This is a genomic window from Calditrichota bacterium, from assembly GCA_013151735.1.
Classification (GTDB): Bacteria; Zhuqueibacterota; JdFR-76; order JdFR-76; family BMS3Abin05; genus BMS3Abin05.
Genome location: JAADHR010000146.1, coordinates 1 through 19,535, shown reverse-complemented (window position 1 = coordinate 19,535; position 19,535 = coordinate 1). Strand labels below are relative to the sequence as shown.

The window sequence follows — 19,535 nt, the reverse complement described above, 5'->3', positions numbered from 1 at the left end:
TCCGGGGAGAAAATGAAGGCGCAGGCGGCAAGGGAAATCCGGCGCGTTTGGATGCCTGAGGCTCAGCAGGGCATTTTGTTGTCCGGAACTTAGTCCAAAAAATGGTGTGCGTTTTTGCGTGCCAGATGTTTGCGGAGGACAATCAAAAAGACGGCGTATGCATTTAAAAAAATAACGTTGAACCAGAGATAAAAATCAATTTCATTTAAAAGCAACCCCAAAATTACGAGCGTCAGTTCAGTCCCCAACCCCAAAAAACTGGAGAGCCGAAGAGACTGCAAATGGCTGTACCACCAGTTCAGGAATTCCTGCCGATTACCGTTTGGCGCATGGGGGCCTTTTCCAATACACCATCGATCCAGCCGACCCACCAGGCGATCCTGCCAACTATAAAGAATAATGTAAATTTTTTGCAGAAATAACGCCAGAGGGTCGCCCCGACGATCGGATTCGGTAAGGATTTCAAATTGGCGGTTTTGTTGTAATTTTTGCTCCAGGTGCAAATAGGCAACAAAGTAGTAAACAAAATAGGATACCCGAAGGGACAGAGAGAGAAAGGCCAGAGCCGTTAGAATCCAGATTTCTGCGCCACCATGTGTTTTTGAAAGGTGCCACCCCATCGCGCCAAACAGAAGAAAATTAACTAAAAAGTCCGAAATGGAGTCCAGAAAACGTCCCCGCCGATCTTCTTGATGCCGGGAGCGTGCCAGTTGACCGTCTACCGCATCCAGAATGTTTTTAATGAAGAGAAAAATGCCGCCCCAGGTCAATTGTCCGAAACCGACAAGAATTGCAGAGGCGATTCCGAAAAGGCTCCCCAACAAGACCACGTGAATGGGCAGGAGGGGCGTCGGGTAAAGGAGTCCCACAAACAGGGAAGCCACCGGGCGGATAAAATAGGTGTTCAGTAATTCATCAGCCTGTTTTGATTTCAGAGAAGATTCGTGAATAAAATGGATTTTCTTCCAGAATGAATGCATTTGGTTTCTCAAGTATGGCCAGTGGTTTGTATTCAAAAAAACAATTTTTTGTCAAATAATCAACACTATTCTTATTTTTAACCGGAACCGATTGGCGGGGAACGTGTAAAATAAATCACAAAAAATAAATGATTTTGTAAAGGGATTCTGTTTGGGGCTTATTAACAAGGATAGAGCTCTATTTTAAAATGTTGCTTTCATTCATATTATTTTTTATATTTTATAAATTTTTATTATTCATCTGGAAATGAAAGGAGAATGTGTATGTCAAGAAAAGCGGTATGGATTATTTTACTTGCAAGTGTTTTTGCCATTTGGCAATTCAGCGGATGTTCTAAAAAGTCAAATACGGATCAGGCGAAAGCAGCCGCAGCTGTGCCTGCAAACCCGTCCAAAATTGCAAAGACCTCCACCACAGGGCAAACGTCTTCTTCCGAGGCTGTAACGTCATCCAAGAAAAGTGAAAAAACATCGCTGGACGAAGCCACCGTTAATAATTTGTCGGATATTATTAAGAAGTCAATGGCCGAATTGCAGATTCAGTCCCCCACTCAAAAACTGGAAGCGATGGATTTTACGGCAACGGATCTCGATGGAAATCAGGTAAAACTTTCTGATTTTCGCGGAAAGGTGGTTTTTTTGAATTTTTGGGCAACCTGGTGCCCCTGGTGCGTGAAAGAAATGCCGTCTATGCAAACCCTATTGACCAATCTCCAGAAAAAATATGGCAATCAGTTTGTTATTCTGGCAGTTGACGCCGGAGAAAGCGCTTCCCAGGTGAAGAATTGGCTGAAGGGCAAAAATCTGAAATTTCATTTTGTACTGGATCCCAAAAGTCAGGTAAACGGAATGTACGGTGTGCGTGGATTGCCTTCCACCTACATTGTAAAAAAGAATGGTGAAATTCTTGGCCGTGCCGTCGGTGCCAGAGACTGGTCAACAGAGGCGGCCCACAATCTTTTTGAAGCCCTTTTAAAGGAATGATCCATGGTAAGGAAGCACTATTTTGACCGATTCTTCGTATTTCGGCTGCTCGTTTTACTTGGACTGATCTTTGCGTTTAACCGTTTGGTTTTTTCCGGAAGTGAGGCGCTTGAAAAGTCCCCGGTTAAAATAATCGCTTCCTCCGATCACTCCCTGACCCTTGATTATGATCTGCTGAATCTTCAGGATGATTCCGTAAAAATCGGTGGAAGAATTTTCCACCGATTTTTCTTTTTGGATGCAACCGACGGGGTAACAACCGGACCGGATGTGCCCGTCACCGTTTTGCCAATTGGAATTCCACCTCATGCCCGGGTAAAAATTCAACTTTTAAAAACGGAGTCGATCTCTCTTCCCGATGCCGACGTTGTTCCGAGATTATCCTGGAAAAAAGTCGACGGCATGTACCAATCCTATTTTCAACTTCCGGAAAATTATTTCGAAACCCGTCATTTTGTCCCCGGCGTACTGGCAGAGGTTCTGGATTCCGGATTCATGGAAGATCTGTTTATCGCGCGGATTCGCCTGAATCCGATTCAATACAATCCGGCACAACATCTCGTCAAAATTACAACCAAAATGCGTTTGCGAATTGATTTTTCGGGAGGGAAAACCACGGGTTCTTTTCAGGTCGAGGAGGGCTCCCGGGATGTCAGTACCTACGAAAATGCCGTCATTAATTTTGATCAGGCGCGCAAATGGATTTTTTCGACCCGGCAGAAATCCCTTCGAAAAAGATTTCGGCTTCAGGATAACCGGACGTTTTATAAATTCCCGGTTTATGAGGATGGTATCTATAAAATTACGGGGAAATTTCTTAAAGACAATGGCATTAACCTGTCCACTATTGATCCGAAAACACTGAAGATCTTCAATAATGGGGGGAAAACCCTTCCTCGCGGGTTGAATGTCCCGCGTCCCGACAGCCTGCTGGAAAATGCCATCTATGTGTCGGACGGCCAGGACGGTCATTTTGATGAAGGAGACTACCTTCTTTTCTACGGGAAGAGTGTGTCGGGCTGGGATTATGATCCCAAAGACGGTACTCGCCCCTGGAAACACTACATTAACCCGTACACCTCTCAGAATATTTACTGGATTACATTCAACGACGGGATACCGGGAAAACGGATACAGGCAGTTTCAGCCCCCCCAAATGCCGCTTTACCCGAACGAACGGAGTTTGCCGGGCATATTTTTTGGGAAGATGAACGTTACAATATTCTCCATTCGGGAATGGTCTGGCTTGGGCTGAATTTTCTGGGGCAGGAAGAGAAATCGCTTTCGCTGCTTCTGCCCGATTTGGTCCCGGACCGCCACATAAATCTTATGTTTCAAATGTACTCTCCGAGCGGGGGAAAACAGCATATTCGCCTGTACCTGAATTCGGAACTGATTTCAACGAAGGCATTTTATGCATTCACCCTGAAAAAGGTGTCGGTTCCGAATGTGGCCGGAGCAAAAGACGGCGGGAACACACTTTCGATTAAATACGACGGGAAAACACCCACCAGTCAGCTTTACCTGGATTGGGTTGAAGTGGAGTATCCCCGGAAGCTTGCCCTTCGCGATGGGATGCTTTTTTTCAATACACCGGCCGACGGGGTCGGATACCAATACACGGTATCCGGAGTGGATGAATCGACGCCCTGGGTTCTGGATGTCACCGATTTTCAAAATGTACGGCTCTTGAAGGATTGGACTCTCTCCCGGCAAAATCTGCGATTTTCCCTGACCCCTCCGTCCGATCGTCCCCTGAGGCTGGCCGTTGTGGAGTCCAGGGCGTTCAAAACGCCCGGGGCACTCATAAAAGATGAGCCTTCGGATTTACGTAATCCGCAAAACGGTGCCGATTTTCTCATCATTTCTCACGGCGATTTTTACAATGTGGCCATGGGATTGAAAAATCTTCGGGAAACTCATGATAATTTGGCGACGACCGTGGTAAAAATCCAGGATGTGTACGATGAGTTTTCAGGAGGGTTATTTGATCCGACGGCTATCCGCGACTTTCTTAAATATGTGTATTTTCACTGGGAAAAACGCCCGCAATACGTTTTGCTTTACGGTGATGGCGACTACGATTACAAAAATATTCTGGGTCATTCGGATGAGAATTGGATTCCCGCCTACGAGGATTCCAGCCTCGATGAATATAGTACCCTAACCTCTGACGATTGGTATGCAAGTGTTAATGGAAACGATCATCTTATTGATTACGCCATTGGCCGGATTCCCAGTCAAACGACGGACCAGGCCGAAAATGTACTGAATAAGATTGTTGATTACGAATCAAACCCCAACTTTGCCCCCTGGCGGAATCAGGTAACGATTGTCGCGGATGATGAGTTCGGCGACATCTCAAAGGGCAATGTAAATGAGACCATCCACACAAGGGATGCCGAAGATATTGCCGAACATTATTATCCCGCCCTTTACGATAAGAATAAAATTTACTTGACGGAATACCCAATGGTTTTGGACGCCGCCGCCTCTGGCAGACGAAAACCGGCTGCAGAAAATGACTTTGTTGAAAAAATCAATCAGGGATGCCTGATGATTAATTATCTGGGGCACGGAAACGAACGCCTGCTGGCTCACGAACGGGTTCTTCAGGTCAGTAAAGATCTGCCGCGTATTCAAAATGCCGGACGGCTGGCCTTCTGGATTACAGCGACCTGCGCGTTTGGGCGATATGATTTGCCTGAAGAACAGAGTATGACCGAACAATTGGTTACGGAAGCGGACAATGGGGCCATTGCGCTTTTGTCTTCGGCACGGGATGTTTTTGCGTCACAAAATGCGTCCTTTAATAAAATTTATCTCCGAAAATTATTTGTTAAGCCCAACAAAACCCTTCGTGTTGGAAAAGCCCTGCAGCTGGCTAAAATTGCTTCATCAAACGGCCTGAACGATCAGAAATACTGGCTTTGCGGAGATCCAACACTTAATCTGGCGGTTCCCACATTAGATGTTAAATTGGAAAAAATCTACCCGGACAGCTTAAAAGCTCTCAGCAAAATATTGGTGACGGGTACCGTTCTCAAAAATGGGGTGCGACAAACCGATTTTAACGGACGGGTTTATCTGAAGGCCTTTGATTCAAAACGGCCTGTAACGTACACAACAGCGGTAGGTTCTTCTATTCACTATATTTTGCCGGGTCGTCCCATTTTCAGAGGCGAGGAGGATGTGACCAACGGCCGGTTTTCAATCCGCTTCATTGTTCCGAAAGATATCAGTTACGGCGGAAATCTGGGGCGGATCAGCGCCTACATCTGGAATGCGGACATTGACGGGGCCGGCTATAAAGAAGGAATTACCGTTGACGGAACGGCAAAGGGACTTGTAGATAATCAGGGGCCAAAGATTCAGATTGGGTTTAAAAATCAGGATTTCCTGGATGGCGATTTGCTCGGTCCCAACCCGGTCATGGAGGTAACCCTCACCGATGAGCAAAGCGGAATCAATATTGCCGGAGACATCGGCCACAAAATTACGCTGACTCTCGACAATGAAACGGCTGCCAAACGGGATATTACCAGTTATTTTCAATACGATGTCGGAAGTTACCTGTCCGGGAAATTGGAATATCCCTTGCCCCATATTCCTGTTGGAACCCACACCGCCGAGTTGAAGGCATGGGATAATTCCAACAATTCATCAACCCGAACCATTCACTTCACCATTATGCCTCAGGATCAGTTGATTGTGCAGCAACTTTATCCCTATCCGAATCCGTTTCAGGACTGGACAACCTTTTCTTTTGAGATTAATCGCCCGGCGGACATTACGCTAAAAATCTACACCCTGTCGGGTCGGCTTATTCAGACATTGCCGTCATTTGCGGCAAGCGTCGGATTCAATACCATCCGCTGGGATGGGCATGACGGAGATGGTGCCCCGCTTGCCAATGGACTCTATTTGTTTCGTTTTGAGGCGCACGCCAATGGGCAAAAGTTGGAAAAAATTGGAAAATTGATCAAAATCAATTAGAGTTCTTTTTAACCTAAGGAGAGCAGCCATGAAAATTGATTTTTTGTACAATCCAAAATGCCCACACACCGAAGAAACCCTTCAAAATTTGGTGACGGCTTTAAAGAAAAATGGGTGGCCGGCCGGAATTCACAGCGTTCAAATTAAAGATCTCAATCAGGCAAAACGGGCCCACTTTTTGGGGTCCCCGACCATTCGGATCAACGGACATGATCTGCAAGAAAATGCCAGCCCATCAGAACGCTATTCCCTGGATTGCCGAACATTTCTGATTGACGGAAAGCCCGCCTCTGTACCCACGGTGGATTTTCTTGAGGAAGCCATTCGGAAAATCGTGGGAGAGAGCGACACCGGCAAGAATTAATGCCCTAATTGGTTAATTCGAATGATAAAAAGAACCGGTGCCGGATGCAGCCTGAAATTGAAAGTGAGAAAAAACAAGCAAAACGGCTGACCGCTTTTAAAATTCCACCGGACTTACCCGCATACCCGGCCGGTGGAATTTTTTTTAACGATTCTGCTGCCAAAACGAAAATGCTATTGATTTTTTGAGGCGGGTTGTGTAAATTACAGCAAAATCAATTTGCACAAAAAAGATACTTTCCTCATGCCTCTCAAAAAAATAAAATTATTTCTAAATTCCTTCATTTTGTTATCCCTGTTTTTTTATGCCCTGCTTATCTTCTTTGAAAAAAATACGAGCATTAGCAACAATGCCCGGAATCCGCATATTTTCAATAAAATAACCCAAAAAATCTTTCCCGGGAAAATACAGGTTCGAATTAATGACCTGGACAACAACGGGGATGATGAGATTCTGGTTGTGAGCGAACAGAAGACGTCCAGACGCAGCAAAAGCGACCAGCTCCTTTATTATTCAAATATTCAGGGAACACCCAACAAAATATTGCTTTTGGGGAAATGCAAAGATATTGCGATACACGACATTTTCGCTACCCGGCCCGGGAAAGAATTTCTGATTCTCGAGACCCGGAATGCCTCTTTGTTTTTGGAAATTTTCGGATATTCGGGACAATTTATTCGAAAACAAGTCATTTTTGATCACTTGGCCAACACGAAGAAAATTGTTCTTCTCGGAGTCACCGACTGGGATAACGATGGGCAGCCGGATGTTCTGATTTATATTCGAAAAGACTTGCCCGATCAAAAACGTTTTGGGGTTTATGCCATATCTCTTGGCACAGAGAGCCGCCCTGTATTTCAGCTTCCTATTGGATACAGAGCGAATATTGGTTATTATGAAGCCGTTTGCAAGGAACATACGGCTTCACAGCGCTTCTTTTTTATTCGCCCGTTTTCAGACAGTCCCGTAAAAAAATCTCAATTGATTTGTTTCGATAACCAAGGCAACCGCCTTTGGTCGATTAAATCCCTACCGGGAAGCAGCGGATTTCTTCATATTGCGGATATTTTCCCCAAAATACCCGGCAAAGAAATTATCATGACCCTCAGTGGTGCATTCGGGAAAATTGTTGAAAACCATTTAATTGTGATCAATTCACAAACAGGTGCTTTTTTACAAAATTCAACCTTTGTGGACCGGTTACTGAATTTTATCGTTTATGACGGGCCAAAAGGAAAGCAATTATTTCTCTTAACAAGAGATGGCTATTCCTACATTTTACGGGTTCGTGATAACTTTTTATACACAGCCAAAAAGGAGTGGATTGCTCCGGAATACTGGAGAGAGATCAAGAGAGTTACTATCAATCCGACGGGAGCATCTGAATATTTAATTTTGAGCACCAAGCGCCTGATCCTTCTGGATCAGGACTTCAAACCCCTTGCAGGCTATTGGGGCGCAATTAAGCACTTGTTTATTTATCATGCAACCAAAAACGCCCCCCCGATCTTTGTGATTTCAACAGAAAGGGGCCAGCTGAATTTTATTTCCTATTCGATCAACTTTTACTATTATTCTATTCGGCTAAAATATTTTCTTCTGGGTATTTTGTTTTTACTGGTGTTACTTCGACTCTTTATGGTAAGCCTGAAAGAGGAAGATGAAAGCAGCTGGGAGAGCCTCATAGGAAAATTCTTTACGGAAGAATCGAAAATTGCCACGCTTGTGTTTGCCAAATCAGGCAAACTCATGAAATACAGTTCAAGTTCGGAAAAGCTGATGCGAAATTATTTTGCCCCATTTGCGGGCGTTCATTATCGTGAATTCTTTAGAGGGAATTTGAAGTCTTTCGCAAATGTGCTGGATGAATTCTATGCGGGACAGGTGGAGCACTCGCGCGTTTCTCTTCCAATAAGTATCGATAATACGGATATGACCCTCCAGGTCGACTTGCAATGGATCAATCATCCGGATTCACAAACAGACAAAATTGCACTCATGATGATCCAGGATGTTACGGAATTAACCCGTTCTCATCGTCTCAGCGCGTGGATCAGCATGGCTCAACGAATCGCCCACGATATTAAAACACCGCTGTCCACGGTGAATCTGACCATACAGCGGCTGGAAATGGCTCTTGAAGCCGATAACGATTCAGAAATTACAAAATACAAGACGTACATACGAAACATGGAAGAAGAAATTAATAGAATCCGCAGAATTACAAATGGATTCCTGAAATTTGTCCGTCTTGAAAAGCAGAATAAACTTCCCGTCAACCTTAATTCCATAATTCAGAAGGTCTATTTTGACGCCCAGCAACGCATATCCGGTGAGGTTGAGATTGATCTGAATCTCAATCCCAAAATACCGGAGATTTCCGGCGATGAAGAGCAGCTGATCATACTGCTGGAAAATATTGTTGATAATGCAGCCCACGCGATCAAGGGCCGGGGAAGAATTACCATTATTACCGACACCCGGGAGCATTGGGACGAAGTCAGCCAGAAATTTGTGTCTGTGGTGGTTGTGGAAATTGCAGACACCGGTGAAGGTATGTCTGAAGAAGTATTTGAATCGATTTTCCAGCCGTTTTTCACCACACGGAAAGAAGGCGTAGGGCTTGGGCTGATCATTGCGAAAGAAATTGTTGAATCTCACAAGGGGAAAATTACCATACAAAGTAAACAAGGGATCGGAACCAATGTTACGGTGTATTTTCCCGCCCTGTAAAGTGTTGCAAAAATACTACAAGGCTGTCTCATAAATCTGACATTTGTGGTAATTGCACCACACTTCTTTGGCTGCTTAAGCCTAAATTCTGTTGGAACAATTCTTGCAAAAGATATAGTCTTATAGTGGAAAGAAGCCTTTTTAAACGGGACAAAACAATCCGGAATGTCCTGTTTTTTTCAGGACTCACAGTGATTCAGTTGGTATGACCCGGACTCTCAATTGAGTGTTTATTCACAGAAAGACCAGCCATGAACGCCATTACGCAGAATGGAAAAATTAAGGTACTGATCGTTGACGATGACGAGCGGATGATCAGGGCCCTTCAGGATATTCTTGAATTCAAGGGATTCAGTGTCGATCTGGCAAAAGATGGCGAAGAAGCGCTTGTCAAAGTAAATCAAAAGGATTTTGACGCTCTTGTTCTGGATATTATATTGCCCAAAAAAGATGGAATGGAGGTGCTTAAGGAGGTCGTTACCAAAAAGCCTCAACTGCCGGTGATCGTGATTTCCGGCCACGGGACCATTCGCCTGGCCGTGGAATCAACCAAGTTGGGAGCGTATGATTTCCTTGAGAAGCCTCTTGATGCGGAACGGGTTCTGATTACGCTGAAAAATGCCGTTGAGAAATATCGGTTGGAAAAGAAAGTCCATTCTCTCATTCGGGACTCGCTTGAGCGCTACAAGATGATCGGCAAGAGCCAAGCCATTCGAAATATCTTCAAAACGATCGAGCAGGCGGCTCCCACACACGGGAGGATTCTTATTCAGGGGGAAAGCGGAACAGGCAAGGAATTGGTTGCCCGAGCCATTCACCATCTGAGCACCCGGTCGGACGGACCCTTTGTTCGCCTGAATTGTGCTTCAATTCCCGAAGAATTGATCGAAAGCGAGCTTTTCGGATATAAAAAAGGAGCCTTTACGGGGGCCGGAACGGACAAAGAAGGCCTTTTTAAAGCGGCCAACGGCGGAACCCTTTTTCTGGATGAGATCGGCGATATGAGTCTGCGGGCTCAGGCCAAAGTGCTTCGCGCTATTGAGGAGGGCGAAATCCAGAAATTGGGGGGAGTTGATTTTGAACAGGTAGATGCCCGAATTATTGCCGCCACAAATAAAAAATTGGAGCAGTTGATTGTTGAGAAGAAATTTCGGGAAGATTTGTATTATCGATTGAATGTGGTTACGATCTATGTGCCCCCCCTGCGCGAAAGGAAAGAGGATATTCCGGCCTTAATTACGCATTTTAATAAACTTTTTTCGGATGAAAACAATGTGAAGCGTCGCGTCTTTACGACCGACGCCATCATTTTATTTGTTGAATACGACTGGCCCGGAAATATTCGGGAACTCAAAAATGTTGTTGAATATCTGGTGGTAGTAAGCGATAAAGAGGTTATTGATCAGCAACTGGCATTTCAGGCTATTTATCGAAATGAAAATTATGCGCAGAAGACCTATTTTTCAAACCGAAATATCACATTGAGGGAGGCCCGTGAAAGTTTTGAGAAAGAGATGATTCTCAATCGCCTGGCGGCCCTGAACTGGAATATTTCGAGAACAGCCAAAGAATTGGGACTGGATCGAACCAATCTTTATAAAAAAATGATGCGTTACGGTATTCAATCCCACTAAAGCTAACCTGACAAAACCACACCTCGAAAATCAGGGGATCAGCCATCGGTTCCGTTGGAACCGGTGGCTTTTTGTTTTACCGGACGGGAAAAGCTATTGGAAATCTTACTAAAATTTTGTATCTTAAAACTTCAAATCAACATGGAACAAAGGTTTTTTTAGTCTCCTTCAGAAACCTTTAATAACGGGGGAAGGTCCGAAAAAAATAAGGGGTCCGGCAACGATCCCCGTGCTTGATCCCAACTATTTTGGAGGAAGATACATGCAGAAGCTCATGGTCAGTGTATCTGGAATTCGCGGCGTCGTGGGTGAGAATTTTAATCCGGATACAATTATTCAATTTGTGGCGGCTTACGGTTCATGGCTGGGCGGCGGTCCGGTTGTTGTGGGGCGTGATTCCCGTGTAACCGGGGAAATGGTGGAAAACCTTGTGGTGGGTACCCTCCAGTCCGTTGGGTGTGACGTCATCAAAATCGGAATCGTTCCCACACCAACGGTACAACTGGCCATCGAAAACCTGAAGGCCAAGGGGGGAATTGCCATTACCGCTTCCCACAACCCGATTCAATGGAACGCCCTGAAATTGATGAATGAACAGGGTATGTTTCTGGATGCTGAGGAGGGACAGGAAGTGATTGCCCGCTCAAAGGAAGGGGTGTTTGCGTGGAAAACCTGGCAAGAGGTGGGGAAGGTGTACGCCTACGACCGGGCCATCGGCGATCACATGAAAGCGGTTCTGGAGCTTCCGTTCATCGATGTTCCGGCCATCCGTCAACGGAAATTTAAAGTGGCCATTGATTGCGTGAACGGGGCGGGGGCCGTGTTTTTGCCCGATTTTTTGCATGCCCTTGGCTGCGAAATTGTGGGACTCAATACCGCTCCAAACGGCCTGTTCCCCCACACGCCGGAGCCGCTTCCTCAGAATTTAACGGTTCTTTCGAATACCATTCGTGCCAATCAGTTGGATATCGGGTTTGCCGTGGATCCTGATTCGGATCGGTGTGCAATTTTTTCCGAGACGGGAGATCCCCTGGTGGAGGAGTACACACTGGCTCTGGCCGTGAATTTTATTCTTTCAAAAAAGAGGGGGCCCGTGGTGACCAATTTGTCCACCACGCTGGCCATTGACAAACTTGCGGAAAAGTACGGCGTCCCGGTTTACCGGACAAAGGTTGGGGAAATTCATGTGGCCAAAAAAATGAAAGAGGTGCAGGCCGTTATCGGCGGCGAAGGAAATGGCGGGGTTATTCTACCCGAGGTGCATCTGGGCCGGGATGCGCCTGTCGCCATTGCGCTTACCCTGCAGCAACTGGTTGAATTTGGAGGGACGATTTCGGAGCTGCACAAAAGTCTTCCGCAATTTAAAATGGTGAAAAAGAAAATCCAGATCGGTGAAATGGATCCGGATGAGATACTGAACCTGATGAAAGAGCGCCATAAAAACGAAAATCTGAATACGGAAGACGGATTAAAAATAATAAGCGAAAATCGGTGGGTGCATTTGCGGAAATCCAACACAGAACCCATTATTCGTGTGTATTCCGAGGCCCCCACAGCAGAAGAGGCCGAAACGCTGGCCGATGGAATTGTGGAGGAAATTCAGGCAATAGAAATTGCCTGATTCAAGTGTTTTTTCTAAAAAGTTGAGGAGCTGGATGTGAATTACGTTCCGTTTGAAATTATTGCAAAGAAAAGAGATGGACACGCGTTGTCGCGTGAAGAAATTAGCTTTTTCCTGTCTGAATATTTAAAGGATACCATCCCGGATTACCAGATGGCCGCCCTGCTGATGGCCATCTATTTTCAGGGAATGGACGGCACAGAACTGCAGGCATTGGTGGATTTGATGATTCACTCCGGCGATACCGTTGATCTGTCCGATGTTCCCGGAATGAAGGTGGATAAACACAGTACCGGAGGTGTGGGCGATAAGGTGTCGCTGATATTAGCCCCGCTTGTGGCTTCGGCAGGCGTCCCGGTGCCCATGATTTCAGGGCGGGGGTTGGGCCACACGGGGGGAACGCTCGATAAGTTGGAGGCGATTCCCGGCTACCGAACACAGCTCACAATCGATGAATTCAAAAACATCCTTAAAAAAGGCGGTTTCGCCATGATGGGACAAACAGAGCGCATTGTCCCCGCCGACCGCCGTTTGTACGCCTTGAGAAGTGCCACGGCAACCATTAACTCCATTCCTCTGGTGGCAGGAAGCATTATGAGCAAAAAGATTGCCGAGGGGATTCAGGGCCTGGTGCTGGATGTCAAGACCGGGTACGGAGCTTTTTTCCCCGATCCCAACGATTCGGTTACCCTGGGACAAACCCTGAAAATGATTGGCGAACGGGCAGGCCTGAAGACGGAGGCATTTATTACGAATATGCAGCAACCCCTGGGGCAGGCCGTTGGAAATTGGCTGGAAGTGAAGGAATCTGTCCGGTGTTTGCAGGGAGACGGACCGGCAGATGTGATGGAAGTGACCTATTTGCTGGCGAAGTGGATGCTGCTGATTGGCGGGATTGCGGCCGACGAGAAAACGGCAGAAAAAATTGCAAAGGAAAATCTGCTTTCGGGCAAAGCATACGAGTTCTTTCTGCGGAATGTGGAATTACAGGGTGGGGATCCGGCGGTTTTTGATGAGCTGGACGAGTATCCGCTGCCGGATCCGATTGAGATTCGTGCCGCTCAAACAGGATTTGTGCAGGAAGTCAATGCTCTGGAAATCGGAATGGCCTCCGTGGTGGCGGGTGCGGGTCGGAACCGAATGGAGGATGCCGTGGATCCCGGGGCTGGAATTCTTTTGAAAAAGAAAATCGGGGATTTTGTGGAAGCCGGAGAGCCGGTGGCTTTACTGTACACCCGGTTAAGCGATTCGCGCACGATTGTCGAGCGAATCCAACAAGCCTTTGATATCGGGGAGGAAAAAACAGATCCTCTGGGATTGATTCAAGGCCGCATTACACTGGAGGGCGTAGAACCCGTGTAGGGGTTGAAAGCTTTGAGAAAAACTATGTTAGCCGCGAATATGCAAATGAGAGCTTGTTTTAATTCGCGCATTCGCGGCTATTTATTATTTGGTTTTCACCCCGACTTTTTGGGATTAAATAAAAAGCTAAAAACAGCTGCAAATACGCAAATGAGGCGTTTGTTTTTGATTCGCGCATTCGCGGCTATTAACTGTTTAGTCTTCATCCCAACCTCTTTTAATCAAACAAAAATTTTTTTACCCTGCATTTTTTTCTTGACAGATTAAAAATAATTACGTAAATTAATTTGTCATTCTGAACAAATGTTAACTAATATTGAACAAATGTTCGCACTTCAATGCTCAATTTGCAAACCCGAACATCCTTGCTGGTGGAAGTGGCCCGGCTGTATTACGAGCACGGTTACAGCCAGCAGAAAATCGCCGATAAATTGGGGCTTTCCCGTCCCACCGTTTCGCGTATTCTGCACCAGGCGCGTGAGGAGGGAATCATTCGCATTCAGATTACGGATCCGTCCGATCGCGGGACGGTTCTTGAGGATCAGATTCGCCGAAAATTTCATCTTAAAAAGGTGATTGTGGTTCCGAACGACGGCGTACCGGATGGCGTCTTAAAACAACGGTTGGGACGGGCTGCGGCGGATTATCTGGATCGGCTCATTCAGGAAAACACGATTCTGGGAATTTCCTGGGGCACGACGATGCAAGAGGTTGCCAATCATGTGCGTCCCCGGCCGGTAAGGGGGGTAAAAGTGGTGCAGTTAAACGGTGGCGTTTCCCGTGCGGAATATGATACGCGGGCCAGCGAGGTGGCGCAGAAAATCGCCGAAAAATATCAGGCGGTTCCGTTTCTACTGCCGCTGCCTGCCATTGTCGATCGAGCCGAATTGAAAGACGCCATTCTCCAGGACCGGAACATCTCCCGGACCCTGAACCTGGCGCGGGAAGCGAGCATCGCCATGTTCACTGTTGGGGCTTTTGATTACGATTCCGTGTTGGTAAAAGCAGATTACTTTGATCCAGCAGAAGTAGAGTCCCTTTTAAAGAATCGTGCCGTGGGGGATATTTGCTCCCGCATTATTACAGAAGACGGGGATATTTGTTCTCCCGATCTGGATGCCCGTACCATTGGGATCGATTTGCAGGAGCTGCATAAAAAACCCTTTGCCATTGCCGTGGCCGGGGGCGCCAAAAAGGCCCGGGCCGTTTATGCGGGCATTCTCGGAAAACACTTTAATGTTCTCATTACGGATGAGCGCGTGGCCATGAAACTTCTGGAGTTTTCAAATAATAGAGGGACTAAATAAGCAATGTCGGCTCAAAAGGAACGGGTCATTGCTCTGGGTTCGGATCATGCCGGTTTCGATCTGAAGGTTGAGCTCAAAGAGTATCTCACCCAAAACGGATTCCGGGTGATTGATTGCGGAACGTTTAGTAAGGATCCCGTGGATTACCCCAAAATTGCCTACGCGGTTGCCAAAAAGGTGTCGGACGGTGAAGCGGATTTTGGAATCATTGTGGACGCCGCGGGTATCGGTTCCGCCATGGCTGCAAATAAGGTGGCAGGTATCCGTGCGGCTCTCTGCTACGATTTGACCACAGCAAGAAATGCCCGGGAACACAATAACGCCAACGTCCTGACGCTGGGTGCCGGGTTGGTAGGACCTGCTCTGGCCAAACAGATTGTGGATGTTTTTCTGTCCACGGAGTGTACGGTTGACCGCTATTTGCGTCGGGCGGAAATGGTAAACGCATTGGAAACGGGTGATCTTTCTGCTGAAGATCCGCCCGCTCCCCCAAAAACGGAAATAAAGGAGGACACGCTGTTGGATTTGACAGACGAAGATGTTGCGAGGATAGCCGATCGGATTCAGGAGCTTCTTTCGACTGAGGGAGCCGTCCTGGCCGGTGCTGCCCAGGCCGCCTACGGCGGAAGTTCCTATCCGGCAAAAACACCCGAAATGGTGCGCGATTTAATCAATCTCGGCGCCGATCGCTTTTCTCACGCGCCGGGCGAAAAGGCCGTGCCTCAGGATATTGCGAAATACATTGACTACACACTCCTCAAACCGGAAGCCACGTCGGAAGACATTCGAAAACTCTGTGCCGAGGCCCGGGAATACGGATTTGCATCCGTGTGTATCAACCCCACCTTTGTTCCGCTGGCGGCCCGGGAATTGGCAGGAACCGATGTGGATGTGTGTACGGTCGTGGGATTTCCCCTCGGCGCCCACATGCCGGAAATTAAGGCGATGGAAGCCCGGCGGGCCATCCGGGAAGGGGCCAAAGAAATTGACATGGTGATTAACATTGGAGCGCTCAAAGGCAAAGAGGACGACTGGGTGTATCGGGATATTCGAATGGTGGTTGAAGCCTGCGAAGACGGGAGTGCCCTTTCCAAGGTTATTATTGAAGCGGCATTGCTGACCGACGAAGAAAAGATCCGTGCCTGTCAGATTGCCAAACGTGCCCGTGCGAATTATGTGAAAACCTCCACCGGATTTGGCCCGGGCGGGGCCACAGCCAAGGACGTGGCGCTGATGAGTCAGGTCGTGCAGTCTGCCGGAATGGGGGTGAAAGCGGCGGGAGGAATTCACAGCTTTGAAGAAGCCAAAGAGATGATCGAAGCCGGCGCCACGCGGATTGGTGCCAGCGCCGGTGTAAAAATTGTGCAGGAAGCCAAATCGATCACGATTTCAAATTGACGCTGAAAAACCGATGTTTCTCTTTGGAGTGATTTGACGGAATACGGCAAAAGAAGCAAAAGGAGGATAAAAAGTGGTTGATCTACGCGCGTACGTTTTTCTGGACAGTTTGCAGCCCCAATATGCAGCTTTTCTCGGAACGGTGGCTCAGGGATTTCTCCCCATTGCGGGAATGGCATCTCTTTACGTGGAAATCTCCCCGGGAATTGAAATTAATCGTATCACGGACATTGCTCTCAAATCGACGGATGTCAAGCCGGGCATGCAGATTGTGGAACGCCTTTACGGGATGCTGGAAATTCACTCGCTTTCGCAGGCCGACGTCCGGCAGTCGGGGCAGGCTATTCTGGATGCTCTGGGCTTGAAGGAGGAGGATCGCTGGAAGCCGAGGGTGTTTTCCAGTCAGGTAATTCGCCGCATCGATGATCACCAGACCCAGCTCATCAATCGAACTCGCCACGGAAACATGATTATTCCGGGGCAGACCCTTTACGTGATGGAGGTTCAGCCGGCGGCGTATGCCGCTCTGGCCGCCAACGAAGCCGAAAAGGCGGCTGAAATCAACATACTGGAGGTCCGCACGTTCGGTAGTTTCGGGCGGGTTTACCTGGGCGGAGAAGAACGGGATATCGATGTGGGCTGGCGTGCGGCGGTAAAAGCCATCGAGAGCGTTACGGGAAAAGACATGTCAGGTTCGTGAAAATTCGTAAAATTCGTGGGCCCTATTTTTTCAAAACAAAGAATCGGAGGAAACAAACATGGCAGAAGCATTAGGAATGATTGAAACCAGAAGTTTTCCGGCAGTTGTTGAAGCGGCCGATGCAATGGTAAAGGCGGCGAAGGTAGAATTGGTCAGTTACGAAAAAACAGGCGGGGGGTACGTAAGTGTCGTGATCCGGGGCGATGTGGCAGCCGTTAAGGCGGCGTGCGATGCGGGTCGGGCAGGTGCGGCACGTGTGGGCGAAATTGTAGCCATCCACATTATTGCACGTCCGCATCCAAACGTAGATGCCGTTCTGCCGTTGGGTCGAACCAAAGAGGGAAAAGCCGAAATGACCCGGACGGCCAAATAGCGCAAGGGAGGACACATGATATTGGCCAAAGTCGTTGGAACGGTGGTTTCCACACGCAAGGAAGAAAGTATGGAGGGACTGAAATTTCTCGTCTTGCGTCAGGTGGACCTGGAAGGAAAAGAGAAGGACGGTTTCGTTGTGGCAGCCGATGCCGTAGGCGCCGGACTCAATGAAATGGTTCTGTACGCCAGTGGAAGTTCTGCCCGTCAGACCATTCAAACGGACAAGCGCCCCTGTGATGCCGTGGTGATGGCCATCGTAGACAACTGGGAAGTGGGCGGTAAAATCCGGTACAAGAAAGGCGTAAACGACTGAGACGACTGTCATCTGATCGTCTTAAAAATGAAGCTTGCTTGAGAATGCAATCTTCTTGCGTAAAAATATTTTTCGGAAAATTGGAGATTGAATCGTGTCCAATTTAACACAGGAACAAATTGACCGGGTGGCCAGACTCGTAATTGGCCGGTTGCAAAGCCGGTCTGCGGGTGTTTCTTCGGAGGTGCCGCCGAGCGGGGCCGCGTCATCCGGGGTTTCGCCGGGGAATGGGATTTTTCCGACCATCGATGCGGCGGTGGAAGCAACCCGGAAGGCCCATTTGCAGTTCATGCAGATGACCCTGGCCAGGCGAAATGAAATCATTGCAAATATCCGCCGGAGAATGCTGGAACACGCTGAAGATCTGGCCAAACGGGCGCATGAAGAAACGGGTTTGGGCCGGGTAGCGGATAAAATCGTAAAAAATAAGCTGGTGATTGAAAAAACACCCGGAACGGAAATGCTGACCCCAACGGCGTATTCCGGCGATCGGGGCCTGACACTGGTGGAACTGGCGCCTTACGGAGTTATTGGGTCTGTGACGCCGGTAACGAATCCCACATCGTCGATCATTTGCAACACGATTGGCATGGTAGCGGCCGGGAACGGCGTGGTTTTTAACGTGCATCCGGGAGCAAAGAACGTCAGTATTTACAATATTCGCCTTCTGAACCAGGCGATCACGGAGGCGGGCGGCCCGCCCAATCTGGTCACCACCCTTGTGAATCCGACTGTTGAATCGGCCAATGAACTGATGCACCATCCCGGGGTTCGGCTGCTGGTGGTTACCGGGGGATCCGGCGTGGTAAAAGCGGCGATGGCCAGCGGAAAACGGGCAATTTGTGCGGGACCCGGGAATCCGCCTGTGGTGGTGGACGAGACGGCGGACATTGACCAGGCTGCAAAAAATATTGTGCGCGGGGCGTCCATGGACAACAACATCATTTGTGTCGATGAGAAGGAGGTCCTGGTTGTCAGTAAAGTGGCCGATTTGCTGATCGCCGCCATGCAGCGCCATGGCGCCGTGCTTTTAACCCGCGGGCAATTCATGCAATTGGAACCCATTATTTTCAGTGCTCCGCTCCAGCCGCGCCAACAGACGCCCGTGAATAAAGCCCTGATCGGAAAAGATGTGCAGGTCATTCTGTCCAAAATCGGAATGAAAATACCGAAGGACGTTCGTCTGGCCATTGTGGAGGTGGAGGAGGATCATCCGCTGCTCTGGACGGAGCAGATGATGCCGGTGCTGCCCATTTTGCGGGTTTCCAGTGCCGACCGGGCCATTGATCTTGCGAAAGAAATGGAACACGGCTACGGTCACACGGCCGTTATGTATTCCAAAAACCTGGACAATTTGAGCCGGATGGCCCGGGAAATGAATTGCAGTATTTTTGTCAAGAATGGTCCTTCGGTAGCCGGATTGGGGTACGGCGGAGAAGGTTACTGTTCGTTTTCCATTGCGAGTCCCACCGGCGAGGGACTGACTAATCCCCGAAGTTTTTCGCGGGAACGGCGCTGCGTGCTGGTGGATCATTTTCGGATTGTGTAGCTCGATTGCTCATTTTGAAAAATTAGATGGAAAAAGCCATCGCAAGTAGTGAGCTACTTTTTGCACATGTTTATTGAGAAAAACCAAGGGTACATACCGGGGAAGTCCCCTCTAAAAAGAGGGGATTTAGGGGTGTGTTCTTTTAATCTTTCTGTATTTGTGGGATGCTTTTAAAAGAAACAGATAACACACCTCTTTTTGTGTTTTGGAATTTTAGTG

At 47.9% G+C, this 19,535-nt stretch carries 14 protein-coding genes; 13 read left to right on the top strand and 1 reads right to left on the bottom strand.

Annotated features, from left to right (window positions below; translation table 11 throughout):
* Nucleotides 1-89: 89 nt before the first annotated feature.
* The gene (locus GXO76_10540) at nt 90-980 is read right to left on the bottom strand and encodes a CDP-alcohol phosphatidyltransferase family protein (GenBank protein NOY78291.1); all 891 of its coding nucleotides are present in this window, start codon (nt 978-980) and stop codon (nt 90-92) included.
* Between the two features lie 264 nt (nt 981-1,244).
* On the opposite strand from GXO76_10540, the gene GXO76_10535 reads away from it, so the two are divergent.
* The 13 genes from GXO76_10535 (at nt 1,245) to GXO76_10475 (ending at nt 19,316) form a co-directional block, all read left to right on the top strand.
* On the top strand, nt 1,245-1,964 hold the full coding sequence (locus GXO76_10535; protein ID NOY78290.1) for a TlpA family protein disulfide reductase: 720 nt from the start codon (nt 1,245-1,247) through the stop codon (nt 1,962-1,964).
* Between the two features lie 3 nt (nt 1,965-1,967).
* Complete coding sequence (gene porU, locus GXO76_10530) at nt 1,968-5,960, top strand: type IX secretion system sortase PorU (GenBank protein NOY78289.1); 3,993 nt, start codon at nt 1,968-1,970, stop codon at nt 5,958-5,960.
* Nucleotides 5,961-5,988: 28 nt separating this feature from the next.
* Nucleotides 5,989-6,324, top strand: coding sequence for a DUF2703 domain-containing protein (locus tag GXO76_10525; GenBank protein NOY78288.1), 336 nt, complete (start codon nt 5,989-5,991; stop codon nt 6,322-6,324).
* A gap of 285 nt (nt 6,325-6,609) precedes the next feature.
* Nucleotides 6,610-9,057 carry a hypothetical protein gene (locus GXO76_10520; protein ID NOY78287.1) on the top strand — a complete coding sequence of 816 codons (2,448 nt, stop codon included), beginning with the start codon at nt 6,610-6,612 and terminating at the stop codon, nt 9,055-9,057.
* A 278-nt stretch (nt 9,058-9,335) separates the two neighbouring features.
* Nucleotides 9,336-10,691: a sigma-54-dependent Fis family transcriptional regulator gene (locus GXO76_10515; protein NOY78286.1), complete on the top strand. Its 1,356-nt coding sequence runs from the start codon at nt 9,336-9,338 to the stop codon at nt 10,689-10,691.
* A gap of 262 nt (nt 10,692-10,953) precedes the next feature.
* Complete coding sequence (gene glmM, locus GXO76_10510; protein NOY78285.1) at nt 10,954-12,312, top strand: phosphoglucosamine mutase; 1,359 nt, start codon at nt 10,954-10,956, stop codon at nt 12,310-12,312.
* A 36-nt stretch (nt 12,313-12,348) separates the two neighbouring features.
* Nucleotides 12,349-13,674: a thymidine phosphorylase gene (locus GXO76_10505; GenBank protein NOY78284.1), complete on the top strand. Its 1,326-nt coding sequence runs from the start codon at nt 12,349-12,351 to the stop codon at nt 13,672-13,674.
* Nucleotides 13,675-14,012: 338 nt separating this feature from the next.
* On the top strand, nt 14,013-14,981 hold the full coding sequence (locus tag GXO76_10500; GenBank protein NOY78283.1) for a sugar-binding transcriptional regulator: 969 nt from the start codon (nt 14,013-14,015) through the stop codon (nt 14,979-14,981).
* A 3-nt stretch (nt 14,982-14,984) separates the two neighbouring features.
* The gene (gene deoC, locus GXO76_10495) at nt 14,985-16,379 is read left to right on the top strand and encodes a deoxyribose-phosphate aldolase (GenBank protein NOY78282.1); all 1,395 of its coding nucleotides are present in this window, start codon (nt 14,985-14,987) and stop codon (nt 16,377-16,379) included.
* A gap of 73 nt (nt 16,380-16,452) precedes the next feature.
* The gene (locus tag GXO76_10490; GenBank protein ID NOY78281.1) at nt 16,453-17,079 is read left to right on the top strand and encodes a hypothetical protein; all 627 of its coding nucleotides are present in this window, start codon (nt 16,453-16,455) and stop codon (nt 17,077-17,079) included.
* 58 nt (nt 17,080-17,137) lie between these two features.
* The gene (locus tag GXO76_10485; GenBank protein ID NOY78280.1) at nt 17,138-17,452 is read left to right on the top strand and encodes a BMC domain-containing protein; all 315 of its coding nucleotides are present in this window, start codon (nt 17,138-17,140) and stop codon (nt 17,450-17,452) included.
* A 15-nt stretch (nt 17,453-17,467) separates the two neighbouring features.
* Nucleotides 17,468-17,767 (top strand): EutN/CcmL family microcompartment protein, encoded by a 300-nt coding sequence (locus tag GXO76_10480; protein ID NOY78279.1) that lies wholly within the window; start codon nt 17,468-17,470, stop codon nt 17,765-17,767.
* A gap of 118 nt (nt 17,768-17,885) precedes the next feature.
* On the top strand, nt 17,886-19,316 hold the full coding sequence (locus GXO76_10475) for an aldehyde dehydrogenase EutE (protein ID NOY78278.1): 1,431 nt from the start codon (nt 17,886-17,888) through the stop codon (nt 19,314-19,316).
* The last annotated feature ends 219 nt before the right edge of the window (nt 19,317-19,535 follow it).